At 33.9% G+C, this 22,564-nt stretch carries 34 protein-coding genes; 32 read left to right on the top strand and 2 right to left on the bottom strand.

Going from position 1 to position 22,564, the window contains the following annotated elements:
* The first annotated feature begins 34 nt into the window (after positions 1 to 34).
* On the top strand, positions 35 to 523 hold the full coding sequence (locus tag ACNI3C_RS12785) for an HIT family protein (protein ID WP_419770194.1): 489 nt from the start codon (positions 35 to 37) through the stop codon (positions 521 to 523).
* Positions 524 to 1,300: 777 nt separating this feature from the next.
* Positions 1,301 to 2,542 carry an NAD(P)/FAD-dependent oxidoreductase gene (locus ACNI3C_RS12780; protein WP_419770193.1) on the top strand — a complete coding sequence of 414 codons (1,242 nt, stop codon included), beginning with the start codon at positions 1,301 to 1,303 and terminating at the stop codon, positions 2,540 to 2,542.
* Positions 2,543 to 2,557: 15 nt separating this feature from the next.
* Here the strand turns inward: ACNI3C_RS12780 and ACNI3C_RS12775 are convergent, their stop codons facing one another.
* Positions 2,558 to 2,839 carry a hypothetical protein gene (locus tag ACNI3C_RS12775; protein WP_419770192.1) on the bottom strand — a complete coding sequence of 94 codons (282 nt, stop codon included), beginning with the start codon at positions 2,837 to 2,839 and terminating at the stop codon, positions 2,558 to 2,560.
* 261 nt (positions 2,840 to 3,100) lie between these two features.
* On the opposite strand from ACNI3C_RS12775, the gene rpsJ reads away from it, so the two are divergent.
* The 25 genes from rpsJ to ACNI3C_RS12650 all read left to right on the top strand — a co-directional run bounded on the left by rpsJ (position 3,101) and on the right by ACNI3C_RS12650 (position 16,039).
* Positions 3,101 to 3,415 carry a 30S ribosomal protein S10 gene (gene rpsJ, locus ACNI3C_RS12770; protein WP_128994830.1) on the top strand — a complete coding sequence of 105 codons (315 nt, stop codon included), beginning with the start codon at positions 3,101 to 3,103 and terminating at the stop codon, positions 3,413 to 3,415.
* Between the two features lie 17 nt (positions 3,416 to 3,432).
* Complete coding sequence (gene rplC / locus ACNI3C_RS12765) at positions 3,433 to 4,011, top strand: 50S ribosomal protein L3 (protein WP_419770191.1); 579 nt, start codon at positions 3,433 to 3,435, stop codon at positions 4,009 to 4,011.
* Entirely contained in the window at positions 4,008 to 4,619 is a 612-nt protein-coding gene (gene rplD / locus ACNI3C_RS12760) for a 50S ribosomal protein L4 (RefSeq protein ID WP_419770190.1), read from the top strand. Before rplC ends, rplD begins: the two co-directional genes overlap by 4 nt.
* A gap of 2 nt (positions 4,620 to 4,621) precedes the next feature.
* Positions 4,622 to 4,903, top strand: coding sequence for a 50S ribosomal protein L23 (locus ACNI3C_RS12755; protein ID WP_419770189.1), 282 nt, complete (start codon positions 4,622 to 4,624; stop codon positions 4,901 to 4,903).
* A gap of 10 nt (positions 4,904 to 4,913) precedes the next feature.
* A complete protein-coding gene (gene rplB / locus ACNI3C_RS12750; protein WP_419770188.1) occupies positions 4,914 to 5,741 on the top strand; it encodes a 50S ribosomal protein L2 in 828 nt (275 codons plus the stop codon).
* A gap of 9 nt (positions 5,742 to 5,750) precedes the next feature.
* Positions 5,751 to 6,029, top strand: coding sequence for a 30S ribosomal protein S19 (gene rpsS / locus ACNI3C_RS12745; RefSeq protein WP_419770187.1), 279 nt, complete (start codon positions 5,751 to 5,753; stop codon positions 6,027 to 6,029).
* A 2-nt stretch (positions 6,030 to 6,031) separates the two neighbouring features.
* Positions 6,032 to 6,364, top strand: a complete 333-nt coding sequence (rplV, locus tag ACNI3C_RS12740) for a 50S ribosomal protein L22 (protein ID WP_419770186.1) — start codon at positions 6,032 to 6,034, stop codon at positions 6,362 to 6,364.
* Entirely contained in the window at positions 6,364 to 7,062 is a 699-nt protein-coding gene (gene rpsC, locus ACNI3C_RS12735) for a 30S ribosomal protein S3 (RefSeq protein ID WP_419770185.1), read from the top strand. Before rplV ends, rpsC begins: the two co-directional genes overlap by 1 nt.
* A gap of 2 nt (positions 7,063 to 7,064) precedes the next feature.
* Positions 7,065 to 7,490 carry a 50S ribosomal protein L16 gene (gene rplP / locus ACNI3C_RS12730; RefSeq protein ID WP_419770184.1) on the top strand — a complete coding sequence of 142 codons (426 nt, stop codon included), beginning with the start codon at positions 7,065 to 7,067 and terminating at the stop codon, positions 7,488 to 7,490.
* Positions 7,477 to 7,668, top strand: coding sequence for a 50S ribosomal protein L29 (rpmC, locus tag ACNI3C_RS12725; protein WP_419770183.1), 192 nt, complete (start codon positions 7,477 to 7,479; stop codon positions 7,666 to 7,668). Before rplP ends, rpmC begins: the two co-directional genes overlap by 14 nt.
* An 11-nt stretch (positions 7,669 to 7,679) precedes the next feature.
* Positions 7,680 to 7,934 (top strand): 30S ribosomal protein S17, encoded by a 255-nt coding sequence (gene rpsQ, locus ACNI3C_RS12720; protein WP_419770182.1) that lies wholly within the window; start codon positions 7,680 to 7,682, stop codon positions 7,932 to 7,934.
* Entirely contained in the window at positions 7,934 to 8,302 is a 369-nt protein-coding gene (rplN, locus tag ACNI3C_RS12715; RefSeq protein WP_419770181.1) for a 50S ribosomal protein L14, read from the top strand. The genes rpsQ and rplN overlap by 1 nt, the downstream gene beginning before the upstream one ends.
* A 1-nt stretch (position 8,303) precedes the next feature.
* Positions 8,304 to 8,543 carry a 50S ribosomal protein L24 gene (rplX, locus tag ACNI3C_RS12710; RefSeq protein ID WP_419770180.1) on the top strand — a complete coding sequence of 80 codons (240 nt, stop codon included), beginning with the start codon at positions 8,304 to 8,306 and terminating at the stop codon, positions 8,541 to 8,543.
* A gap of 1 nt (position 8,544) precedes the next feature.
* Positions 8,545 to 9,093: a 50S ribosomal protein L5 gene (rplE, locus tag ACNI3C_RS12705; RefSeq protein ID WP_419770179.1), complete on the top strand. Its 549-nt coding sequence runs from the start codon at positions 8,545 to 8,547 to the stop codon at positions 9,091 to 9,093.
* Positions 9,093 to 9,278 carry a type Z 30S ribosomal protein S14 gene (locus ACNI3C_RS12700; protein ID WP_024776091.1) on the top strand — a complete coding sequence of 62 codons (186 nt, stop codon included), beginning with the start codon at positions 9,093 to 9,095 and terminating at the stop codon, positions 9,276 to 9,278. The genes rplE and ACNI3C_RS12700 overlap by 1 nt, the downstream gene beginning before the upstream one ends.
* A gap of 13 nt (positions 9,279 to 9,291) precedes the next feature.
* On the top strand, positions 9,292 to 9,690 hold the full coding sequence (rpsH, locus tag ACNI3C_RS12695) for a 30S ribosomal protein S8 (protein ID WP_419770178.1): 399 nt from the start codon (positions 9,292 to 9,294) through the stop codon (positions 9,688 to 9,690).
* A 9-nt stretch (positions 9,691 to 9,699) separates the two neighbouring features.
* A complete protein-coding gene (gene rplF / locus ACNI3C_RS12690) occupies positions 9,700 to 10,236 on the top strand; it encodes a 50S ribosomal protein L6 (protein WP_419770177.1) in 537 nt (178 codons plus the stop codon).
* 10 nt (positions 10,237 to 10,246) lie between these two features.
* Positions 10,247 to 10,606: a 50S ribosomal protein L18 gene (gene rplR, locus ACNI3C_RS12685; RefSeq protein ID WP_419770176.1), complete on the top strand. Its 360-nt coding sequence runs from the start codon at positions 10,247 to 10,249 to the stop codon at positions 10,604 to 10,606.
* Positions 10,607 to 10,615: 9 nt separating this feature from the next.
* Positions 10,616 to 11,056, top strand: a complete 441-nt coding sequence (gene rpsE, locus ACNI3C_RS12680; RefSeq protein WP_419770175.1) for a 30S ribosomal protein S5 — start codon at positions 10,616 to 10,618, stop codon at positions 11,054 to 11,056.
* A gap of 3 nt (positions 11,057 to 11,059) precedes the next feature.
* Positions 11,060 to 11,458 (top strand): 50S ribosomal protein L15, encoded by a 399-nt coding sequence (gene rplO, locus ACNI3C_RS12675; protein ID WP_419770174.1) that lies wholly within the window; start codon positions 11,060 to 11,062, stop codon positions 11,456 to 11,458.
* Position 11,459: 1 nt separating this feature from the next.
* A complete protein-coding gene (secY, locus tag ACNI3C_RS12670; protein ID WP_419770173.1) occupies positions 11,460 to 12,722 on the top strand; it encodes a preprotein translocase subunit SecY in 1,263 nt (420 codons plus the stop codon).
* Between the two features lie 5 nt (positions 12,723 to 12,727).
* The gene (gene map, locus ACNI3C_RS12665) at positions 12,728 to 13,489 is read left to right on the top strand and encodes a type I methionyl aminopeptidase (RefSeq protein ID WP_419770172.1); all 762 of its coding nucleotides are present in this window, start codon (positions 12,728 to 12,730) and stop codon (positions 13,487 to 13,489) included.
* Between the two features lie 10 nt (positions 13,490 to 13,499).
* Positions 13,500 to 13,718 carry a translation initiation factor IF-1 gene (gene infA / locus ACNI3C_RS12660; RefSeq protein ID WP_128994851.1) on the top strand — a complete coding sequence of 73 codons (219 nt, stop codon included), beginning with the start codon at positions 13,500 to 13,502 and terminating at the stop codon, positions 13,716 to 13,718.
* Between the two features lie 104 nt (positions 13,719 to 13,822).
* Positions 13,823 to 15,091, top strand: a complete 1,269-nt coding sequence (locus tag ACNI3C_RS12655; protein WP_419770171.1) for a GGDEF domain-containing protein — start codon at positions 13,823 to 13,825, stop codon at positions 15,089 to 15,091.
* Positions 15,092 to 15,124: 33 nt separating this feature from the next.
* Positions 15,125 to 16,039 (top strand): DUF3369 domain-containing protein, encoded by a 915-nt coding sequence (locus tag ACNI3C_RS12650; protein WP_419770170.1) that lies wholly within the window; start codon positions 15,125 to 15,127, stop codon positions 16,037 to 16,039.
* An 89-nt stretch (positions 16,040 to 16,128) separates the two neighbouring features.
* On the opposite strand, the gene ACNI3C_RS12645 is transcribed toward ACNI3C_RS12650, so the two are convergent.
* Entirely contained in the window at positions 16,129 to 16,344 is a 216-nt protein-coding gene (locus ACNI3C_RS12645) for a hypothetical protein (RefSeq protein WP_419770169.1), read from the bottom strand.
* A gap of 113 nt (positions 16,345 to 16,457) precedes the next feature.
* Between ACNI3C_RS12645 and ACNI3C_RS12640 the strand changes: the two genes are divergently transcribed.
* From ACNI3C_RS12640 to ACNI3C_RS12620, 5 genes are all read left to right on the top strand, one after another.
* Positions 16,458 to 17,144 (top strand): uracil-DNA glycosylase, encoded by a 687-nt coding sequence (locus ACNI3C_RS12640; protein WP_419770168.1) that lies wholly within the window; start codon positions 16,458 to 16,460, stop codon positions 17,142 to 17,144.
* The gene (locus ACNI3C_RS12635; RefSeq protein ID WP_419770167.1) at positions 17,141 to 18,217 is read left to right on the top strand and encodes a hypothetical protein; all 1,077 of its coding nucleotides are present in this window, start codon (positions 17,141 to 17,143) and stop codon (positions 18,215 to 18,217) included. Before ACNI3C_RS12640 ends, ACNI3C_RS12635 begins: the two co-directional genes overlap by 4 nt.
* A 53-nt stretch (positions 18,218 to 18,270) precedes the next feature.
* The gene (gene aspS / locus ACNI3C_RS12630; RefSeq protein ID WP_419770166.1) at positions 18,271 to 20,022 is read left to right on the top strand and encodes an aspartate--tRNA ligase; all 1,752 of its coding nucleotides are present in this window, start codon (positions 18,271 to 18,273) and stop codon (positions 20,020 to 20,022) included.
* A gap of 136 nt (positions 20,023 to 20,158) precedes the next feature.
* Positions 20,159 to 21,883, top strand: a complete 1,725-nt coding sequence (locus ACNI3C_RS12625) for a YgiQ family radical SAM protein (protein WP_419770165.1) — start codon at positions 20,159 to 20,161, stop codon at positions 21,881 to 21,883.
* Positions 21,884 to 21,985: 102 nt separating this feature from the next.
* Positions 21,986 to 22,555, top strand: a complete 570-nt coding sequence (locus ACNI3C_RS12620; protein WP_419770164.1) for an adenylate kinase — start codon at positions 21,986 to 21,988, stop codon at positions 22,553 to 22,555.
* Positions 22,556 to 22,564: the final 9 nt, after the last annotated feature.

Below are 22,564 nucleotides of genomic sequence, written 5' to 3'. Positions count from 1 at the left end.
GCTTAAATAAAATTAAATGAATAAGGAATAAATAATGGAACATATTTATGCACCATGGAGATTTGATTATGTTACTGATGCAAAGCCTGAAGGTTGTATATTTTGCCATATTTCTAAGAACCTTGAAGATGAGAAACTGCATGTAGTTTTCCATGATGAACTCTGTTATGTGGTCATGAACAAATACCCTTATTCACCAGGGCATATCATGGTTATTCCTCATTTTCACACTGAAAACATAGAAGAGTTAAGCGATGACGTTTGGCAAAGGGTAAGTTTACGGGTGAAACAAGGGGTGAAACTTCTCAAAGAGGTCATGCCTTGTGAAGGTGTGAACATTGGTATGAATTTAGGTGAAATCGCAGGTGCAGGCATTGCACAACACGTGCATTATCACCTATTACCAAGATGGAAAGGCGATACGAACTTTATCTCTGTAATTGGTGGAACAAGAGTGTATCCCGTGGATTTTGAGAAGATATTTCAGAAGCTTAAAGAAAATGCTTTTAACTATTTTATATAAAAGTTTAGTTTTTATACTTGCTCATAAACACCTAAAGGTCTTCGCTTCTCTTACTTTGTGTGGACAAAGTAAGCAAAACCACCAACGGCTTCAAAGCCCATTCGGGTTCCCTCACTTATTATTTTTAATTTCTCGCTTGCGGAACTCGTCGAAAAAGTGCATTTAGCACTTTTCTCTCCTCAAACAGTCCTCAGCTTTTTCCGAAATGAAAAATAAACGTTCGGCTTTTGCAGGGGTTGGAAAAGAGGGGATAAGGACATTTGCATATTTGATTTTCTATATTCAAAACTTTTTCTTTATTCAATTTACACAAGATAGTTTGAACTTTAGTGTATTACCACATCTGCAGACGCCGAACGTTTATTTTATTCTTTTCAAAACCAGCTCGAAACTGTTTGAGCGTAAGCAAGGTGCTAAACGCACCTTGTAGCGAGTTTTGCAGAGCTGAAAAGAATAAAATAATAAGTGAGGGTAGCTTTGCCGTCGAAGCCAGTGGTGAGTTTTCTTTGCTAACTTTCTTTACGGATAAAGAAAGTGGAAGCGGAAAGCTTTAGCTTTTCAAGAGACGTCTAGCAAAACTCATATTTTATAGCCACAGCTTGGTGATTTGGCAGTTGATTTTAAAAAGTATAAAGTTAGGTTTTCAAGAGAAAAACTTCTACTCTATTAATAACATTAAACCCATAAATTAACTTCTAATCTTCACAAGAGAATAGATATTGTATAGTAATATTTTAACAATATAAAAAACTACAAGGCTTACGAAGGAGTCTTACGATGAAACGAGATGTCATAATAATTGGTGGCGGTATTATTGGTTTGATGAGCGCTTATTTTTTACATAAAGCAGGGCGAAAAGTTACTCTTATTGATGAAGGCGACATCAGCGATTGCACCTCTTTTGGAAACGCGGGATTGCTCTCTGCTTTTGATAAAGGCTCTTTAAGTTACCCTGGTGTCATTATTAATACCATGAAACAGATGTTACGCGGAGAATCACCTGTTAAAATTCATCCCAGTTTGGATATAAAACTCTTTAAATGGCTCTTTAAATTTGCAGCAAGTGCCAATGAAACACGCTTTAAACGCACCATCATGCTTTTTGAAAAGTACGGAGAAGAGACCTTGGGATGGTATGAAAAGATACAAAAAGATGAAAAGCTTGATTTTGACTACCACCGTTTGGGCATGCTCAGTGTTTTTACAGAAGAGGCAACGTATGAAAAAAAGTTAAAAGAGTGTGAAAGTAAAGATAAAGACAATTATAAAATATTATCAACTTCTCAAACAAAAGAGTATCTGCCATGTGGAAACGAAAAAATAAAAGGTTCCATTCTTTTTACCCGAAATGCTCATTTTGACCCAAAACGTGTGATGCTGGAAATGAAAGCATTTCTACAAAAAGAGGGCGTGGAGTTTATTTTAAATGAAAAAATCATTGACATAAAATTTGAAAACCAAAAAGTCAAATGTGTTAACTCTGCCAGTAAAAGTTACGAAGCAGAAAATTTTGTGCTTTCAACGGGCTATCAAACACTCCTAGCAGAGATTCGTAAAAAGAGTTTGATGATGATACCCGCAAAAGGATATAGCATTACGTTTACTATGCCACAAGAGCTGAAACCTAAAACTTCCACACTCTTTAACGATTTGTTCATCGTAATGACGCCTCGACGAGATAGTGTGCGATTGACTTCAAAGCTGGAACTGGGATCGGTTAACCCAAATGTCGTTAAAGAGCAAATTCAAAGCATTAAATCAAATTTTGAAAAATATACGCTTCCTTTTGAAATGGGTGATATTAAAGAGTGGACAGGTTTCAGACCACTGACTCCCAATGATATGCCATTGATTGGGCGGGATGAAGAGTATGGGAATTTGGTTTATGCTATGGGGTTAGGTTGGTTAGGAATGACGTTTGCTCCCAGTATTGGAAAAATCATCAACGAATTGATAACAAACGATTTGGAAAATAAAAACAGTGATGATATTTTGATGTTTTCAGGTTTTTATCAATAAGAGAAAAGGAGAGCCTTACGCTTCTTCCTCTTCTTCTTCTTCGCTCTCATGGATTAAATCCATGATTTTGTCATACACTTCTTGGTACTCTTTATCGCTCATTTTATCTTCTTGAATGACCAAAAGAATGTTTTCCAGCTCGACTAAGAAAGATTCCATCTCTTTAATCGCATCCATATCATCTGGAGTCGATTTATTCTCTTCTAAAAGTTTAAATAAATCTTCTAAATATTCTTCAACTTCTGGAATCATTGTCTCTTGGACAACGGTTTTGAGTTTCTCTTTTATATCTGACATTATACCCTCTTGTTGAACAGTTAAATTATTATAGCCTATATGTGGATTAAAAAACAAAAATATCCACAAAACTTAACTCTTGCTTAATACATAGCCAAAACAAGTATACTCTTCCTTTATAAAAGGAAAGAAAATGGCAAATTTATCGACCTAAAGCCCATAACACTTGACAATTTATATAAAAAATATTATAATGCGCGACCATAAAAATGGTTAGAGTGCGTAAAAGCGTACATTTAACGAGTTCTTTAAAGGAAAAAAATGGAAAAAATTAGATTAAAGCTGAAAGCTTACGATCACAGAGTTTTAGATAGAAGTGTTGCTTCAATTGTTGAAGCCGTTAAAAGAACTGGTGCTGAGTTGAGAGGTCCAATCCCTTTACCAACAAAAATCAGAAGATACACAGTTATTAAAGGTCCTCACGTTAACAAAGATTCTCGAGAACAATTCGAAATCAGAGTTCACAACAGAATGATTGATATTATTTCTGCAACTCCTGAGACAGTCGATTCATTGATGAAATTAGACTTAGCTCCTGAAGTTGATGTTGAAGTAAGATCAATGGGTCAAGAATAAAAAGAAAGGTAATATAGATGGAATTCATAGTTGAAAAAATCGGTATGAGCAGAACTGTTTCAGTACCAAGTGTTCCTGTTACACTTTTAAAAGTTCTTGATATGAAAGTATGTGAGATCACTGAAAACGGAAAAGCTATTGTTGCTTACAGCAACGGTAAAAAATTCAACAAAGCTGTTGAAGGTCAACAAAAAAAGTTTGGTTTAAGTAAAGAGTTTAACAGATTTGCAACATTAGCTGTAGCAAATACTGAAGCAGGAGACTTAGACGTAACAGGTTTAACTGAAGCACAAGTTTTAAAAGCAACTTTTAAAACAAAAGGTAGAGGTTTTTCTGGAGCAGTAAAAAGATGGAACTTTGCTGGTGGTAGAGCATCTCATGGTCACAGAATGGGTAGACGAGTAGGGTCTATTGGTAACTGTGAATGGCCAGGTAGAGTTCAACCAGGTAAGAAAATGCCAGGTCAATACGGAAATACAAATGTATCTGTAAAAAATAGTGTTATTTCATTTGATGCTGAAACTGGAATCTTAGTAGTAAAAGGTTCTATTGCTGGGCCAAATGGTGCATTAGGAAAAGTAAAGGTTGCTAAATGAGTAAAGCAGTATTATTAAACGAAAAATTTGAAAATAACGGTGAATTAGCATTGCCATCAAGTTATGATTCAATTAACTCTCATAACTTATATTTATATGTTAAATCATATTTATCAGCTTTAAGAGCTAACACTGCTAGCGTTAAAAACAGATCTGAAGTTCGTGGTGGTGGTAAAAAACCTAAAGCACAAAAAGGTTCTGGTGGAGCTAGATGGGGTTCAAAAAGATCACCTTTATTTGTAGGTGGTGGACAAGTTTTCGGACCAACAAAAAGAAACTACAACCAAAAAGTAAACAAAAAGCAAAAAGCATTGGCATTATCATATGCTCTTAATGCTCAAGCAAATAATGGTTCACTTTTCGTAGTTGATTCTCTTAACGTTGAGTCGGGTAAAACTAAAGATGCAGTTGCAATTTTAAAGAATTTAAACAAAAGAGATATTTTAGTTATTGTTGATTCAATTGACGAAAATACATATCTTGCATTTAGAAATGTTAAAAATTGTTATATGATAGAAAAACAAGAAGTAAATGCTTACTTAATTTCTGCATATCATTCAGTACTTATTGAAAAATCAGTGCTTGATGCATTAACAAAAGAGGCGTAAAAATGGCTGATATTACAGATATTAAAGCAATATTATATACAGAAAAAACAATTGAGCTTCAAGAAAGCGGTGTGATTGTTGTTCAAACAAGTCCTAGAATGACTAAGAACAGTTTAAAAGAAGTGTTTAAAGAGTATTTTGGAGTAACACCTTCAAAAGTAAACTCATTAAGACAAAGTGGTAAAGTAAAAAGATTTAAAGGTAGACCTGGAAAAAGAGCTGACTTTAAAAAGTTTTATGTAACGTTACCTGAGGGCGCTGAAATAGCGAACCTTTCAGCTTAAGGAGTAAAGAATGGCAATTAAAAAATTTAGACCAATAACTCCTGCTAGAAGATTCATGTCTGTTATGGATACTTCTGATATTACTTCTAAACCAACCGTTAAATCTTTACTTGTAAGAGTTAAAGCAGCAGCGGGTAGAAATAATAACGGTAGAATTACTTCTAGACACAAAGAAGCAGGTGCAAAAAAATTATACAGATTGATTGATTTCAAAAGAAATAAATTGGGTGTAGAGGGAACTGTTTCAACAGTTGAATATGATCCATACAGAAACTGTAGAATTTGTTTAATCACATACAGTGATGGTGATAAAAGATATATCTTACAACCAAGTGGTTTAAAAGTTGGTGCAAAAGTGTGTGCTGCTGAAGCTGGTTTAGATATTTTACCAGGTAATGCAATGAGACTTATGAGTATTCCTGTAGGAACTATGGTTCACAACATCGAAATGAAACCAGGTAAAGGCGGTCAAATCGCTAGATCTGCTGGTGGATATGCTCAAATTATGGGTAGAGAAGACAAATATGTAATTATGAGACTTCCTTCAGGTGAGATGAGAAAAATTCTTGGTGTTTGTATGGCAACTATTGGTATTGTAGGAAATGAAGATTTCTCTAACATGGTAGTAGGAAAAGCTGGAAGAAGCAGACATTTAGGTATTAGACCTCAAACGAGAGGTTCTGCAATGAACCCTGTTGATCACCCACACGGTGGTGGTGAAGGTAAAACTAACTCGGGTAGACATCCAGTTACGCCATGGGGTATGCCAACTAAAGGTTATAAAACTAGAAAAAAACAAGCTAGTGATAAATTAATCATTTCAAGAAGAAAGAAGTAAGGGTTTAAGATGGCAAGATCAATAAAAAAAGGTCCATTTGTAGACAAACACCTAATGAAAAAAGTTTTAAAAGCGGTTGAATCTAACGATAAAAAACCAATTAAAACTTGGTCAAGAAGATCAACTGTATTACCAGACATGATCGGATTAACATTCACTGTGCACAATGGAAGAAACTTTGTTCCTGTAAATATTACAGAAAATCACGTTGGATACAAATTAGGTGAATTCGCACCAACTAGAACTTTTAAGGGACATAAAGGTTCTGTTCAGAAGAAGGTAGGATAATTATGGGTAAAGCAATATTAAGATTTATTAGACTTTCTCCAACAAAAGCAAGATTAATTGCTAGAGAAGTTCAAGGTATGAACGCTGAGTATGCTATTGCATCTTTAGAATTCACTCCAAACAAAGCTGCTGGTGTTATTTCAAAAGTAATCGCTTCAGCAGTAGCGAATTCAGGTTTAGAGCCAGAAGAAGCTGTTATTACTAGTGCAAGAGTTGACAAAGGTCCAGTTCTTAAGAGATTTACTCCAAGAGCTAGAGGTTCTGCTTCACCAAAGCATAAGCCTACTGCACACATCATGATTGAAGTTGCAGCTGCAGCTAAAGGAGAGAAGTAATGGGTCAAAAAGTTAATCCAATAGGTTTAAGATTAGGTATCAACAGAAACTGGGAGTCAAGATGGTTTCCAAGTTTTAATAAAATGCCTGCAAACATTGCTGAAGATGACAAAATTAGAAAATTCGTTAAAAAAGAATTATACTATGCTGGAATTGCTCAAACAATTATAGAGAGAACTGCTAAAAAAGTAAGAATCACTGTTGTTGCTGCTAGACCTGGTATCATCATTGGTAAAAAAGGGGCAGACGTTGAAAAATTAAAAGACTCTTTAACTAAATTAGTAGGTAAAGAAGTTGCTGTTAATATTAAAGAAGAGAGAAAACCACAATTATCTGGTCAACTTTCTGCTGAAAACGTTGCTCAACAATTAGAGAGACGAGTTGCATTTAGAAGAGCTATGAAAAGAGTTATGCAAAATGCTCTTAAAGGTGGAGCTAAAGGTATTAAAGTTTCTGTTTCTGGAAGACTTGGTGGAGCTGAAATGGCAAGAACTGAGTGGTATTTAGAAGGAAGAGTTCCTTTACATACATTAAGAGCAAGAATCGATTACGGTTTTGCTGAAGCTCATACTACTTATGGTTGTATTGGTATTAAAGTTTGGATTTTCAAAGGTGAAGTACTTGCTAAAGGTATTCCAACTGAAAAAGCTGAAGCTTCTAAACCAAAAAGAAGACCAACTAAGAAAAGAGGTAAATAATTATGTTAATGCCTAAAAGAACAAAATACAGAAAGCAAATGAAAGGCCGAAACAGAGGTAAAGCTACATGCGGAAACTCTCTTGCTTACGGTGATTACGGTATCAAAGCTTTAGAACACGGAAGAATTGACTCTAGACAAATAGAAGCCGCAAGGATTGCTATGACTAGAAAAGTTAAAAGACAAGCAAAAGTTTGGATTATGGTATTCCCTGACAAACCACTTACTGCTAAACCATTAGAAACAAGAATGGGTAAAGGTAAAGGTGGAGTTGATAAATGGGTAATGAATATCAAGCCAGGTAGAATTTGTTTTGAGATGGCAGGTGTAGGTGAAGAACTTTCAAGAGAAGCTCTTACATTAGCTATGCATAAACTTCCATTTAAAACTAAAATTGTAACAAAAGATAGTGAAAATGAAATATATTGATATTAACGAAAAAAGCTTACAAGAGCTTAACGAATTGTTAAAAGAGAAAAAGGTGCTACTTTTTGAATTAAAAGCTAAGCTAAAAACTATGCAGTTGACAAATACTTCTGAATTAAAAGTGTGTACTAAAGACATCGCTAGAATTCAAACAGCTATCACTGCTGCAAAAGCTAACTAAGGATCTATGATATGAGTACGCATAAAAGAGAGATTCAAGGTGTAGTGGTAAAAAGATCTGGAGATAAAACGGTTTCTGTATTAGTTACAAGACAAGTTTTACACCCAAAATACCATAAGACTGTTAAGAGATTTAAGAAATATTTAGTACATGACGAAAGAAACGAATTAAATGAAGGTGATACTGTAACAGCAGTTGAATGTAGACCTTTATCTAAAACAAAATCTTTCAGATTAAAGAATATTGTAGCTACAGGAGTTAAATAATGATTCAAAGTTTTACACGATTAAATGTAGCTGATAACACTGGTGCAAAAGAGATCATGTGTATCAAAGTTTTAGGTGGATCTAAAAGAAGATATGCATCAGTTGGTGATGTTATTGTTGCTTCAGTTAAAAAAGCTATTCCAACTGGAAAAGTTAAAAAAGGTCAAGTAGTAAAAGCCGTAGTTGTTAGAACTCATAAAGAAATCCAAAGAGAAAATGGATCTTTAATCAGATTTGACGACAATGCAGCAGTTATTCTTGATGCTAAAAGAGAACCAGTAGGAACAAGAATTTTTGGACCTGTTGCAAGAGAAGTTCGATATAAAAACTTCATGAAAATTGTTTCACTTGCTCCGGAGGTATTGTAATATGGCAGTTAAATTTAAAATTAAAAAAGGTGATACTGTAAAAATTATTGCCGGTGACGACAAAGGTAAAACTGGAGAAGTTTTAGCTGTTCTTCCTTCAAAAGGAAAAGTAATCGTTAAAGATTGTAAAGTAGCTAAAAAAACTGTTAAACCTGATCAAGATAAAAACCCTGATGGTGGATTTGTAAACAAAGAGATGCCAATTGATATCTCTAATGTAGCAAAAGTAGAAGGTGAATAAGATGGCAGCTAGACTATACGAAAGATATAATGCAGAAATCAAACCAGCTTTACAAGCAGAGTTCGCAAAAAATGCAATGTTAACTGCTAAGTTAGAAAAAGTAGTTATCTCTGTTGGTGCTGGTGAAGCAATGAAAGATACTAAATTGATGCAAAACATTCAAGATACTATCTCATTAATTGCGGGTCAAAGAGCAATTCAAATCATTGCTAAAAAATCAGTTGCTGGTTTTAAAGTAAGAGAAGGTATGCCTGTAGGTGTTAAAGTAACACTTAGAGGTGAAACAATGTATAACTTTGTAGATAAACTTTGTTCAATCGCACTTCCAAGAGTAAAAGATTTTAACGGTCTAGACAGAAATGGATTTGATGGTAGAGGAAACTTTAACTTTGGTCTTGATGAGCAATTAATGTTCCCAGAAGTTGTTTATGATGATATCATTAAAACTCATGGTATGAATATTTCAATTACTACAAGTACTGATTCTGACAAAGAAGCGTTTAGATTATTAGAGCTTGTTGGAATTCCATTTACAAAAGGAAGAGCGTAATGGCAAAGAAATCTATGATCGCTAAACAACAACGAACTCCAAAGTTCGCTGTTAGAGCTTATACAAGATGTTCAGTTTGTGGTAGACCACACTCAGTTTATAAAGATTTTGGTCTTTGTAGAGTGTGTCTAAGAAAGATGGCTAACGAAGGTTTATTACCGGGTGTTAGAAAAGCCAGTTGGTAGGAGATAAAAAGCTATGATGAATGATATAATCGCAGATGCTTTGACAAGAATTAGAAATGCTGCAATGAGAAAATTAGAAGTTGCAACGTTATTACATTCTAACACAGTTGTTGGTGTACTTAATGTTTTAGAACAAAAAGAGTATATCGATAGCTTCAAAGTTATCGATGGAAAAAACAACAAAAAAACAATTCAAGTAACATTGAAATATGATGACGCTGAGAAATCAGTTATTAATGAAATTAAAAGAGTTTCAAGCCCAGGTAGAAGAGTTTATAAACCAGCTACTGAGCTAAAATCTTTTAAAAATGGATACGGTACAATCATTGTGAGCACGAATAAAGGTGTTATTTCTAATGATGAAGCTTTCGCTGCTAAAGTTGGTGGTGAAGTTTTATGTACTGTATGGTAGGAGTAATTAATGTCTAGAATTGGAAAACAACCAGTAGCTATTCCAAAAGGAATTGAAGTTACTCTTGATGGAACAACTGTTATCGTTAAAAAAGGTAATAAATCTTCAGTTATCCCTACTCATGGTAGAGTTGATGTAGAAGTTACAGACGGAAACGTGGTATTTACTAGAATTGGTGAAGATAAACAATCTTCAGCATTCTGGGGAACATACAGAGCTTTAACAAGCAATGCAATTTTTGGTTTAGATCAAGGGTTTAAAAAATCTTTAGAAATCAATGGTGTTGGTTACAGAGCTGCTGTAAAAGGAAATGTTTTAGAGTTGCAACTTGGTTACTCTCATCCTATTAATTTTGAAATTCCTGCTGGAATTGAAATTACTGTAGAAAAAAACATTGTAAACGTTATAGGTGCAGACAAACAACAAGTTGGTCAAACTGCTGCAATCATTCGAGGCTTTAGAAAACCAGAACCTTACAAAGGTAAAGGTGTTAAATATACTGATGAAGTTATCATCAGAAAAGCCGGAAAAACCGCTAAAAAGTAAGGTGTGAGTAATGAGTAGAGCAAAAGATTTAGCAAAAAAGAATTCATTAAGAATTAAAAGAAAAAGAAGAGTTAGAGGAAAAATTGCTGGTACAGCATTGTTGCCAAGAGTAACAATTTTTAAATCTAACAAGTACTTAAGTGCACAAGCAATTAATGACGTTGAAGGTGTTACATTAGCATCTGTTAACTCAAAAGCTTTAAACTTAAATGTTAACAAAGAAAATGCAACTAAAGTTGGTGCCGCTTTCGCAGAGAGCTTAAAAGCAGCAAAAATTGAAGCAGTAGTATTTGATAGAAATGGTTACCTTTATCACGGTGTGATTGCAGCGTTTGCTGATGCACTAAGAGATAACGGTATCAAATTATAAGGGTTAATGATGGCAGTTAATAGAGAAGATTTTCAAGAAGCAATCGTTAAAATCGGTAGAGTAACAAAAGTTGTAAAAGGTGGTAGAAGATTTAGATTTACTGCCTTAGTTGTTGTTGGTGACAAGAATGGAACTGTGGGATTTGGAACGGGTAAAGCAAAAGAGGTTCCTGATGCAATTAAAAAAGCTTTAGATGATGCATTTAAAAGCTTAGTAAGTGTTTCTATTAAAGGAACTACAATTGCTCATGATATTGAACACAAATACAATTCAAGTAAAATTTTACTTAAACCTGCTTCACAAGGGACAGGATTGATCGCGGGAGGAGCTGCTAGACCAGTTCTTGAGCTTTCAGGAGTAAAAGATATTATCGCTAAGTCACTTGGTTCAAATAATCCAAATAACCTTGTACAAGCTACTGTTGAAGCATTAGCTAGAATTAAAGGATAGAGTATGGCATTAGAAAACTTACAACCTGCAGAGGGAAGTGGTAAAAACATTAAACGACTTGGTCGAGGTCAAGGAAGTGGTACAGGTAAAACTGCTGGAAAAGGTAATAAAGGTCAAAAAGCCAGATCTGGATACAAAATTAAAAGAGGTTTTGAGGGAGGGCAAATGCCAATCCAAAAAAGACTTCCTAAAGTTGGATTCTTTTCAAGAAATGTGAAACCATACTCTATTAACGTAGATAAAGTTTCACAAGTTGCAGAGCTTGGAGAAATTACACTTGAGTCAATCAAGTCAGTATATAAATTATCTAAATCAGTTGTAAAAGTTAAATTAATTGGTGCAGCTGCAAAAGATTTAGCTTCTAAAATTAAAGACGAAAACGTAACAACTACTGGAAACTAAGATGAGTAAAGATCTAATAAATAAGATTCTTATTACATTAGGCTTCATCTTTTTATACAGGTTACTGGCATATGTGCCAGTACCCGGTGTAAACATTGATGTTGTCAAAGAGTTTTTCGACTCAAATTCAAACAATGCACTAGGATTAGTGAATATGTTTAGTGGAAATGCAATCTCACGATTGAGTATCATTTCTTTAGGTATCATGCCTTATATCACTGCTTCTATTATTATGGAACTTCTAGCTGCTACATTCCCAGGTCTTGGTAAAATGAAAAAAGAGAGAGATGGGATGCAAAAATATATGCAAATCATCCGATATACTACTGTTGTTATTACACTGATTCAAGCAGTGGGTGTTTCAATGGGTCTTAACTCTTTAACAGGACAAAATGGGCAAACAGCTATCTCAATAGATATGGATACATTTGTAGCCGTTTCTGCAATTTCAATGTTAACTGGAACTATGCTTTTAATGTGGATTGGTGAACAAATCACACAAAAAGGGATAGGAAATGGTATTTCATTAATTATTTTCGCAGGTATTGTTTCGGCAATTCCAGCAGCAATTGGTGGTACGATTGAATTGGTTAATAATGGACAAATGAACTTCTTAACCGTTATTGTTATTTTAATTGTTGTTTTAGCAACTGTTGGAGCAATTATATATGTTGAGTTAGGGGAAAGAAGAGTACCGGTCTCTTACTCAAGAAAAGTGATGATGCAAAATCAAAACAAAAGAGTAATGAACTATATTCCAATCAAAGTGAACTTATCTGGAGTTATTCCAGCCATTTTTGCCAGTGCTATTTTAATGTTTCCTGCGACTATCTTACAAGGGAGTCAAAACAAAATATTAATGGCCATTGCAGACTTTGTGAGCCCAAGTTCATATACTTTTAATATCTTAATGTTCTTATTTGTCGTCTTTTTTGCATTCTTTTATGCATCAATTACGTTTAATGCAAAAGATATTTCTGAAAACCTTAAAAAACAAGGTGGATTTATTCCGGGTGTCAGACCAGGTGAGAGTACAGCAGGTTTCTTAAATGATGTTGCTGGAAGACTTACTTTGTGGGGAGCACTCTATTTAGCTGCTATTTCTACCGTTCCTTGGCTTATTGTTAAGTCTATGGGCGTGCCATTCTATTTTGGTGGGGTTGCGGTTTTAATCGTTGTTCAAGTTGCTATTGACACAATGAGAAAAATTGAAGCTCAACAATATATGAATAAATATGAAACATTAAGTGCAGTTGGTCTATAAAACTTATGGCAATACCATTAAGAAAACCAAATGAAATTGAAAAACTTCGTACAGCAGGTCTTGCTGTTGCGAAGACTTTAGACTACTTAAAACAAAATGTTAAACCTGGAATGACTTTACTTGAAGTTGACCAAATGGGTGAAAAAATTTTGCACTCTTTAAATGCAAGACCATCTTTTAAAGGTTTATACGGCTTTCCAAACGCAATTTGTACATCTTTAAATGAAGTTATTATTCACGGAATACCAAGTAATACTGTTTTAAAAGAGGGCGATATCCTTGGATTAGATATTGGAAGTGAAATTGAGGGTTGGTATGGTGATGCAGCTATTACAATGCCAATTGGACAAATTTCAAAAGAAGATGAAGATTTGATTGCTTGTGCAAAAGACTCTTTATATTATGCCATAGATTCTATTTATGAAGGCATGAGATTTAAAGAGTTATCTAAAGCGATTGAAGATTTTATACGAGCCAGAGGATATGTACCTTTAACGCGATTTTGTGGACATGGAATAGGAAGAAGACCTCACTGTGAGCCTGAAATTCCTAACTACATTGAAACACCAAATGTTAAAGCGGGTCCAAAAATTAAAAATGGTATGGTATTTTGTTTAGAACCAATGATTTGTCAAAAAGATCATGAACCAGTGATATTAGAAAATGACTGGGATGTTGTTTCAAAAGACGGTTTACGAACAAGCCATTATGAACATACAGTTGCTGTAATAGACGGAAAAGCAGTAATTTTAACGGAAGTAAATTAAAGGAAAAAATGTGGCAAAAGATGATGTAATTGTAATTGACGGCAAAGTGATTGAAGCTTTACCTAATGCAATGTTTAGAGTCGAATTAGACAATGGTCATGTAGTTTTATGTCATATCTCGGGTAAAATGAGAATGCACTATATTAAAATTTTACCTAGTGACAAAGTAAAAGTAGAAATTACACCTTATTCATTGGACAAGGGAAGAATTACCCATAGATATAAGTAACAATAATAAAAGCAATTTATAAATATGTAAATTGTTTTTGTTATTTTAATTATTTGTTAAAAGAGATTACGGCAAAATACCATAACTATTTGTAAAGAGTGTTAATGGAAACCCATAATTTATTAGATATTATTAAGTCAACTCTTAGGGCATTACGACAAAAAAATATGTATGCAACTCCCAATGCATATGCAAAAGAATTCAGTAACCAAGCCAAAGAATTTAAAAGTCAAATTTCTGAATTTAAAGAATTAGAAGAGATACTCAAAAAATTATACACAAAATATCCCACTTTACAACATAAAAAAATTGATACATTTTATGAATTATCCAAAGAGTTACTCAAAGCAGAGAAAAAATCTCCAAATTATGATTTAGAGTATTTTCTTGAGAATTTAGCTGAGATGATTGCGCCATCAATCAATCATCAAATAGATTCTGAAATTAAAAAAACCATCAAAACCATTAAAACAAATCCCATTCATATCTCTTCAAAAGAGATTGTTGATAAATTAAAAGATATTTCTCACCAAAGAATTAAATTGGACAGAAAAGTCATCAAAGACAAAACAGAAGATATTGTTAAATTGACCAAATTGATGGGAAAATATTTCGATAAAGCACTCATAGAAAGTGGAAATTCATTGTCTGAAATTAATAAAATCAAAAGTGAATTGGATGAATTGCATCTGTCTTCAACGTCCAAACGAGAACTTTTTCTTCTGCAAAACAGTTTAGTTGATACCATTTATGAACTGGGACACAATTTAAGAAACAGCCAAGAACAATTGGTTGAAAATAAAACGCAATTTTCACAAATGCAAGAGTATATTATTAAACTGCAAACCGATTTGAGTGAAATTAAAAAAGAGAATAATATCGATTTCTTAACAGGCGTTTTAAACCGAAGAGCATACGATACTGAGATAGAAAAAATCGAGAGTCAATATGAACTTTTTTCTAATAATTATGCCATCGTTTTTATTGATATTGACCATTTTAAGTCTATTAATGATACACATGGACACAGTTGTGGGGATGTGATTTTGAAAACATTTGCCAGCATGTTAAATGTTTTAACCCGAGATGGTGATTTGGTTGTACGATATGGCGGAGAAGAGTTTGTATCGTTAATTAAATATGACCATGTTGACGACGTAAAAAAATATGCCAAACGAATTAAAAAAGTGATTGAAGAGAATAATTTCATATTTAATGATTTGAAATTTAAAATAAAATTTTCAGCAGGTGTTGCTTACAGAGAAAAGTATACTACCTATGATGAAGCGGTTAAAGTTGCTGATAATTTAATGTATGAAGCCAAAAAAACAGGAAGAGAAAAAATTATATTTGATGACAACCATATAATATAAGCCTATAACTTTTAAATACAGTAAGGATGAATGATGAACAATTCTAACCCGATGAAATTTGCACACAAAGTTAAAGAGCCTCTTTTAAAAGACGTTTGGAAAGTTCTCATTGTTGATGATGAAGAGAGCGTTCACAGCATAACCAATACCGTTTTACATGGCATCACATTTGAGAATAAAAAGCTTCAATTTTTAAGTGCGTACAGTGCTGTCCAAGCCCGCCAACTTTTATTGGAAAATCCTGATATTGCATTAATCTTACTTGACGTTGTAATGGAAGAGGACAATGCAGGATTAGAGTATGTGGAGTATGTACGAGAAGAGCTTAAGAATAAACTTGTACGAATTGTTATACGAACGGGTCAGCCAGGACATGCTCCTCAACGTGAAGTCATTGATCAATATGACATCAATGATTATAAAGAAAAAACAGAACTGACCGCTGAAAAGCTCTACACAACAGTGATTGCTTCTTTGCGTAATTATAAAGATTTAAAAGTTATGGAAGAGAGAACAAAAGAGGAGACTTCTGTTTCTACGAAAAGTTCACCCATTTTAGGCATTGATTTTTTAATACAATTTTCTCAAACTTCATTGAACAATCTTTTAGATAACTTACGTCCGATGTGTGATACTCAAAATGTTTTAAATATTCAACTCTCTCATGATAAATATATTCTGCTTGCAGCCGTAGGCGAGTACCTTCCTTATGTGGGAGAAAATGTTTTGAATCAATTGGATAAAAAGCTTTTAGAAGAGATTCAAGCGGTATTAAAATCTAAAACAAGTCAACGTATCAATGATCAATACATTCACTATTATGAAACATCTAATGGAAATGTTAATTTGCTTTGTTTGAGTTGTTCAAAAGAGCTTAATGATGCCAGTAAAAAACTCATTGACTTTTTTTCCTCTTCTGTTACTATGGTATTTGAACAAAAAAGATAAATTCATATTTACATTTATGGAACTTATACCTACTTATACTCGCGCACTTTTAAAAAGTATATAAACAAATGCAAGTTCCATAAATCTAACTAATAAGAGACTCTTTTTTGTGTTAAATTTATCTCCTCTTCAAGTAGCTTTTTTTGGTCATACATCAGTTCTAATGTCTCTTTTAGTAACGCTTTGTCTTTATAGGATTCAATAATGAATTCATACAATTTTGGCCTTGATTTTTTCCAATTATGCAGAGTCGTTTTATTGACCTCTAAATCACTTTCTAATTTTCTGAGACTGGGAGAATACATATCTGACCTTAAGCGCTTTATTTTAAAATTGTATAATATATTGGAACAATTGTCAAGTAAAATTGATATTTTTGTTCAAGATATTGGAACAAAACAGATTTCAAGGACTTTTTTTGTACAATTTGTGTATGATAAAAGCAACAAAAGATAAAATTTTAAAGTATTATAACTCATTGGAACTTTTTGGATATGAGTATACCTCCCCTTTAAAATTAGAAGTTTCAGATGAAAATCATTTTGATTTGCCTCAAAATTTAACTTCTTTACAATCACTTGTTGAAAATTGTAATTTATGTGAATACTCTAAGTATAGGGTTCAAACGCTTTTCTCTCAAGGAAATCCATCATCAAAAGTTATGTTTATTGATGATACGCCTTCTATTTTAGATGAGATAAGTGGTAAAATATTAGTAGGTAAAAGTGGAGAGTTGTTGATTAAGATGATTGAAAATGTCCTTATGATCAATCATAAGGAGCTCTATTTTACCAATATTATAAAATGTAAAACAGCATTAAAAAAGATTCCTACGCATGGTGAGATAAGCAGTTGTAAACCTTACATTCAAAAAGAGATAGAGATAATCAACCCAAAACTCATTGTCGTTTTAGGGGAGAGTACCTATGAATATTTTACAAACGATAAAACAAGCATTGAGTTAGCAAGAGGGAAGGTAATTCAATACGGTGGAATTGATTTAATTCCTATTTATCATCCCAGTTATTTATTAAGAAATCCTTCGGCAAAAAAAGAAGCATTTCACGATATGCTGAAGATAAAATCTATTATGGAGAAAATGTGAAACAGTATTTATTAATCCTAGTGATATCATTTATTTTTATTGGTTGTGCACAACAACAAAGTGTTTACATGCAAGCGCCAAGTGAAAAGTATACTCAAGAGATGCGTTTTGATCATGCCCCTGTCACTCAAAAACCTTTCTCTTTTTTAGATTCAAAACAAAGAGTGGCCATTGTTTTTCCCTCTAAAGTCGTCGGTAAGTATGCAACGGGTGCCATTAATACAACAATTTCATATATGCTGTATCAAAATAAAGAGTTTGCACTTGATGTGATTGATTCATACGATGAAGATAAAGCGAGCATTAAAGCGGCAATGGCTTCACTCTTTGAGAAAAAATATAAAAAAGTTATTCTTCTTTTTACAGAAGACAGTTTGCCCTTTTTAAACCAAATGAGTGGATTGGATAATTTAACAATTTATATGCCTTTAATTAATATAAAAGAGTCGGCTTTACAATACTCAAATATTACGTATGGGGGTATTGATTATGAAAGACAGATGGAAAAACTCCTAACACTGAGTAATGGGAAAAATGCCATATTTTACGAAGATTCATTGTTGGGAGATAAACTTAAAGAGATTATTCTGCAACAACACAGCAATATTATTTTAAACACAAAAATTGACAGAGTACGAAATGATTATAAAACCATTGTAACTAACCCTAAAATTGAAGATGCAACTTTATTCTTGCATACAACAATTATTAAAAGTTCAATACTCTTATCGCAATTAAGAGCACAAGAAGCAACCCCTTATGTGATTCTTTCAACGCAGCTAAATTACACCCCTTTGATTGTATCTTTGACACAATATTTGGACAGAAAAGATTTTATCGTGGCAAACTCTATTGAAAAAACAAAACCCAAATTGGAAGAGTTGATTACCTTATTGGATTCTGATATTGTCTATAACTGGGTGAATTATTCAACACTCATTGGAATTAATTATTTGTATGAGAATCAAAAATCAGACCTCATAAGCAATCCAATCAGAGCGAATCAAGTGCAATTTAACACAACGTTATTGAAAAATACACCATACGGTTTTAAAAAATATAATACCAACTAAACCTAAGTTTTGTTTCGGTATAATCGCGGATATTTAAAACGACGGAGCTAAAATTGAGAACTCATTATTGTACTGAAGTCACCGAAAAAAACATAGGTGAGACTGTAACTGTCGCTGGTTGGGTAAACAGCAGACGAGACCACGGTGGAATTATTTTTATAGACTTAAGAGATAAAGGCGGAATTGTTCAACTGGTCGCTGATCCTCAAGATAATCAAGAAGCTTTAAACACAGCCGAAAAAGTCAGAGATGAATACGTATTAATTGCAACAGGAAAAGTCAGAGCCAGAGGTGAAGGATTGGAAAATCCAAATTTGGTTACGGGTAAAATTGAAATTGTGATTGAAAATTTAATCATTGAAAACCGATCAAAACCAATGCCATTTGACTTAGGTGATCCTAAAGTAAATGAAGAAATCAGACTTAAAAACAGATTTTTAGAACTCAGAACAAAACGATCATATGATATTTTTAAACTCAGAAGTACGGCCAATATTGCCATTAGAAACTGTTTGAATGAGATGGATTTCTTAGATGTAGAAACACCCATTTTAACAAAATCAACTCCAGAAGGTGCAAGAGATTATTTGGTGCCTTCAAGAGTTCATGGTGGACAATTTTACGCACTTCCACAATCGCCACAACTTTTTAAACAACTTTTAATGGTCTCTGGATTTGATAAATATTTTCAAATTGCAAAATGTTTCAGAGATGAAGATTTAAGAGCTGACAGACAACCAGAATTTACACAAATCGATGTTGAAATGTCTTTTTGTACACAAGAAGATGTGATTAAAGTTGCTGAAAAATTGATTCACGATACATTTACAGCCTGTGGTAAAACGGTTCCTACAACTTTTCCTAGAATGACTTACGCACAAGCAATGGAACAATATGGAAGCGATAAACCCGATTTAAGATTTGGTATGCCATTAGTAGATGTGATTGATATTTTTGCACGAAGCAGCAATGAAATTTTTGCTGAAATTGCCAAAGACAAAGCTCACAACAGAATTAAAGCGATTAAAGTAACCAATGGAGATAACATTTTCTCAAAACGACAAATGAAAGGGTTTGAAGATTATGTAAGAAAATTTGGAGCTCAAGGGTTAGGGTATTTTCAAATGAAAGAAGATGGTTTAAAAGGACCATTGACCAAATTCTTTAGTGAAGCAGATTTAGAAGAGATTATTAACGTAACTGAGCTTGAAATTGGAGATGTGGTATTCTTTGGAGCAGGGCACAAAAAAGTGGTTTGTGATTATATGGGACGATTCAGACTCTTTTTAGCCGCTGAAATGAACATCATTCCAGAAGATACATTTGAATTTTTATGGGTTGTAGATTTCCCAATGTTTGAAGTAGAAGAGGGGAAAATCAAAGCCCTTCACCATCCCTTTACAATGCCAAAAGATTTAAACAAAGAGAACATTGAAGAGATTGAATCGATTGCGTATGATATTGTACTTAATGGTACAGAGCTTGGTGGTGGAAGTATCAGAATTCATAAAGAGCAAATTCAAAATGAAGTCTTCTCTTTAATGGGGATTAAAGAAGAAGAAGCCAAAGAAAAATTTGGTTTCTTATTGGATGCTTTACAATTTGGTGCACCTCCACACGGTGGATTTGCATTGGGATTAGACAGAATGATCATGTTACTTGCTGGAACAGACTCTATTCGAGATGTTATTGCTTTCCCTAAAACACAAAGAGCACAATGTTTGATGACACAAGCACCAAGCAGTGTGGACAATGAACAATTAAAAGAGTTGAGTTTAAGAATCAGACAACAAGCTGACGTTTAATTGTCAAAAAAGAGAGTTGAAAAGGCAAGAGGAAACTCTTGCCTTTTTTTATTGTTATATTTCTATGAGTAGTTTAAAAATTATAGAATAGGTTAAATCGTATTGTGGCAAAATACCAAAAAAATAAAGAAGAGTAATGTTTTTACCAACAACCAAAGAAGAACTTAATAAATTGGGCTGGGAACAGTGTGATGTTATCCTTGTAACGGGTGATGCGTATATTGATTCCCCTTTTATTGGAGTGGCTGTTGTTGGAAGAATGCTTGAAGCCCAAGGGTATAAAGTAGGCATCATTGGACAACCAGATGTACTCAGTGATGACATCATGCGTTTGGGGGAACCCAAACTCTATTGGGGAGTCAGTGGTGGAAGCATTGATTCGATGGTTTCCAACTACACGGCAACCAAAAAATTCAGAAATTCAGATGATTATACGCCTGATGGCAAAAACGATAAACGGCCTGACCGTGCCACGTTAGTTTATACCAATTTAATACGAAAACATTTTAAAAATACTGTTCCCATTGTTTTAGGTGGTATAGAAGCGAGTTTACGAAGAGTGACTCACTATGATTATTGGTCAAACAAACTGCGAAAACCCATCTTATTTGATGCCAAAGCCGATTATTTGATTTATGGTATGGGTGAAATTGCCATCAAAGAGTTCAGTGCAGCGTTACGTGATGGAGCAAATCCTCAAGAGGTACGCGGGGTGTGTTATATCTCTAAAGAGCCTAAAGCGGACTATATTCAACTCCCTTCACATCAAGCGTGTTTGGATAACAAAGAGAGATACATTGATCTCTTTGATGCCTTTTATCAAAACAATGATCCTATCAATGCTAAAGGATTATGCCAACAAATTGATACTCGATACTCGATTCAAAATCCCCCGTGCGATTATTTGGATGAAAAAGAGATGGATGCAATTGCAAAACTGCCTCACCAAAGAGAACTTCACCCTTTTCATCGTTCACAAGGGAAAGTGAAGTGTTTAGAGACCATAAAATTCTCTATTCAAACGCATCATGGTTGTTGGGGTGAGTGTAATTTTTGTGCCATTGGTGTGCATCAAGGACGCACCATTCGAACACGAAGCGAACAATCCATTTTAGAAGAGGCCAAAGAGTTTACGATGTATAAAGATTTTAAAGGCATTATCTCTGATGTAGGTGGACCAACGGCCAATATGTATGGTTATGAGTGTGGAAAGAAACTTAAAAAAGGGACGTGCGACGACATTCGATGTGTCGATTATGACCGTTTATGTAAAGTAATGAAAGTAGACCATTCCAGACACTTAAAACTCTTAAAAGATATCAGACAAGTTCCTGGCATTAAAAAAGCATTTGTGGCTTCTGGGATTCGTTACGATGTGATAACTGCAGATAAAAAACATGGCTATGAGTATTTAAAAGAGTTGGTCAATCACCATATCTCGGGTCAAATGAAAGTAGCCCCAGAACACACCAGTGACAGAGTCTTAAAACTCATGGGAAAACCGGGGAAACAATCATTGGTCGATTTTAAACGCTTATATGACCAACTCAATAAGGAAGCGGGGAAAAATCAATTTTTAACCTACTATTTAATTGCTGCCCACCCAGGATGTGAAGAGAAAGATATGCATGCGTTAAAACAGTTTACGACACATGAGTTAAAGATGAATCCTGAACAAGCACAAATTTTTACTCCTACCCCATCAACGTATTCAGCTGTGATGTATTACACCGAAATGGATCCCATAACTCGCAAAAAAATCTATGTGGAAAAAGATACCAAACGCAAAGAGAAACAAAAAGATATTGTCATTACGAAAGATGCTTATAAAAATAAGAAGTTCGATAACTTCAACGGTTAAGAGAACCGTAAAACTTCAAAAGAGTGAACAAATAGTTATAAAAGATGAAATTGGCTATAATTTTACTCTTTTTTGAAAATAGAAAACGAATAAGGTAAAATCATGAAAAAACTTTTTTTAATTATCGGAGCTCCAGGAAGTGGTAAAACAACAGATGCAGAGCTAATTGCTGCAAGACATGAAAGTATCACACACTACTCAACAGGTGATATGTTCCGAGCTGAAGTTGCAAGTGGAAGTGAGCGAGGAAAATTAATTGACTCATATGTGAGCAAAGGAAACTTGGTTCCTATTGATATTGTTATTGAAACCATTGTAAATGCCATTAAAAATGCACCTACTAAAGTCGTTGTGATTGACGGTTATCCAAGAAGTGGTGAGCAAATGATGGAATTAGACAGATACTTAATGAACGAAGACGAAGTAGAATTGGTTGATGTGATTGAAGTTGAAGTATCTGAAGAAGTGGCGTGTGACAGAGTATTGGGTCGTGCAAGAGGTGCGGATGACAATGTTCAAGTATTTAAAAACAGAATGAGCGTATTTTTAGAGCCTTTAGAAGAGATTCAAACATTTTATGGGGCGAAAAACATTTTGAAAAAAATCAATGGTGAAAGAACGATTGATGAAATTGTTGACGAAATGGATGCGTATATTCAATCAAGAATTTAGTCCATTCCA

Source organism: Marinarcus sediminis (SeqCode) (genome assembly GCF_048571275.1).
Classification (GTDB): domain Bacteria; phylum Campylobacterota; class Campylobacteria; order Campylobacterales; family Arcobacteraceae; genus Marinarcus; species Marinarcus sediminis.
This window is presented reverse-complemented; position numbering and strand designations above follow the sequence as displayed.

Coding starts and splice junctions, on each gene's coding strand:
- rplC (WP_419770191.1), top strand. CDS start 3,433: ATGGAATTCATAGTTGAAAAAATCGGTATGAGCAGAACTGTTTCAGTA.
- ACNI3C_RS12645 (WP_419770169.1), bottom strand. CDS start 16,344: ATGTATTCTCCCAGTCTCAGAAAATTAGAAAGTGATTTAGAGGTCAAT.
- rpsJ (WP_128994830.1), top strand. CDS start 3,101: ATGGAAAAAATTAGATTAAAGCTGAAAGCTTACGATCACAGAGTTTTA.
- rpsC (WP_419770185.1), top strand. CDS start 6,364: ATGGGTCAAAAAGTTAATCCAATAGGTTTAAGATTAGGTATCAACAGA.
- ACNI3C_RS12755 (WP_419770189.1), top strand. CDS start 4,622: ATGGCTGATATTACAGATATTAAAGCAATATTATATACAGAAAAAACA.
- rpsE (WP_419770175.1), top strand. CDS start 10,616: ATGGCAGTTAATAGAGAAGATTTTCAAGAAGCAATCGTTAAAATCGGT.
- map (WP_419770172.1), top strand. CDS start 12,728: ATGGCAATACCATTAAGAAAACCAAATGAAATTGAAAAACTTCGTACA.
- secY (WP_419770173.1), top strand. CDS start 11,460: ATGAGTAAAGATCTAATAAATAAGATTCTTATTACATTAGGCTTCATC.
- ACNI3C_RS12780 (WP_419770193.1), top strand. CDS start 1,301: ATGAAACGAGATGTCATAATAATTGGTGGCGGTATTATTGGTTTGATG.
- rplN (WP_419770181.1), top strand. CDS start 7,934: ATGATTCAAAGTTTTACACGATTAAATGTAGCTGATAACACTGGTGCA.
- rpsH (WP_419770178.1), top strand. CDS start 9,292: ATGATGAATGATATAATCGCAGATGCTTTGACAAGAATTAGAAATGCT.
- rplE (WP_419770179.1), top strand. CDS start 8,545: ATGGCAGCTAGACTATACGAAAGATATAATGCAGAAATCAAACCAGCT.
- rplX (WP_419770180.1), top strand. CDS start 8,304: ATGGCAGTTAAATTTAAAATTAAAAAAGGTGATACTGTAAAAATTATT.
- ACNI3C_RS12625 (WP_419770165.1), top strand. CDS start 20,159: ATGTTTTTACCAACAACCAAAGAAGAACTTAATAAATTGGGCTGGGAA.
- rplB (WP_419770188.1), top strand. CDS start 4,914: ATGGCAATTAAAAAATTTAGACCAATAACTCCTGCTAGAAGATTCATG.
- ACNI3C_RS12785 (WP_419770194.1), top strand. CDS start 35: ATGGAACATATTTATGCACCATGGAGATTTGATTATGTTACTGATGCA.
- ACNI3C_RS12775 (WP_419770192.1), bottom strand. CDS start 2,839: ATGTCAGATATAAAAGAGAAACTCAAAACCGTTGTCCAAGAGACAATG.
- ACNI3C_RS12650 (WP_419770170.1), top strand. CDS start 15,125: ATGAACAATTCTAACCCGATGAAATTTGCACACAAAGTTAAAGAGCCT.
- rplF (WP_419770177.1), top strand. CDS start 9,700: ATGTCTAGAATTGGAAAACAACCAGTAGCTATTCCAAAAGGAATTGAA.
- rplD (WP_419770190.1), top strand. CDS start 4,008: ATGAGTAAAGCAGTATTATTAAACGAAAAATTTGAAAATAACGGTGAA.
- rplO (WP_419770174.1), top strand. CDS start 11,060: ATGGCATTAGAAAACTTACAACCTGCAGAGGGAAGTGGTAAAAACATT.
- ACNI3C_RS12655 (WP_419770171.1), top strand. CDS start 13,823: ATGGAAACCCATAATTTATTAGATATTATTAAGTCAACTCTTAGGGCA.
- rpmC (WP_419770183.1), top strand. CDS start 7,477: ATGAAATATATTGATATTAACGAAAAAAGCTTACAAGAGCTTAACGAA.
- rplR (WP_419770176.1), top strand. CDS start 10,247: ATGAGTAGAGCAAAAGATTTAGCAAAAAAGAATTCATTAAGAATTAAA.
- rplV (WP_419770186.1), top strand. CDS start 6,032: ATGGGTAAAGCAATATTAAGATTTATTAGACTTTCTCCAACAAAAGCA.
- rpsQ (WP_419770182.1), top strand. CDS start 7,680: ATGAGTACGCATAAAAGAGAGATTCAAGGTGTAGTGGTAAAAAGATCT.
- ACNI3C_RS12620 (WP_419770164.1), top strand. CDS start 21,986: ATGAAAAAACTTTTTTTAATTATCGGAGCTCCAGGAAGTGGTAAAACA.
- rpsS (WP_419770187.1), top strand. CDS start 5,751: ATGGCAAGATCAATAAAAAAAGGTCCATTTGTAGACAAACACCTAATG.
- ACNI3C_RS12700 (WP_024776091.1), top strand. CDS start 9,093: ATGGCAAAGAAATCTATGATCGCTAAACAACAACGAACTCCAAAGTTC.
- rplP (WP_419770184.1), top strand. CDS start 7,065: ATGTTAATGCCTAAAAGAACAAAATACAGAAAGCAAATGAAAGGCCGA.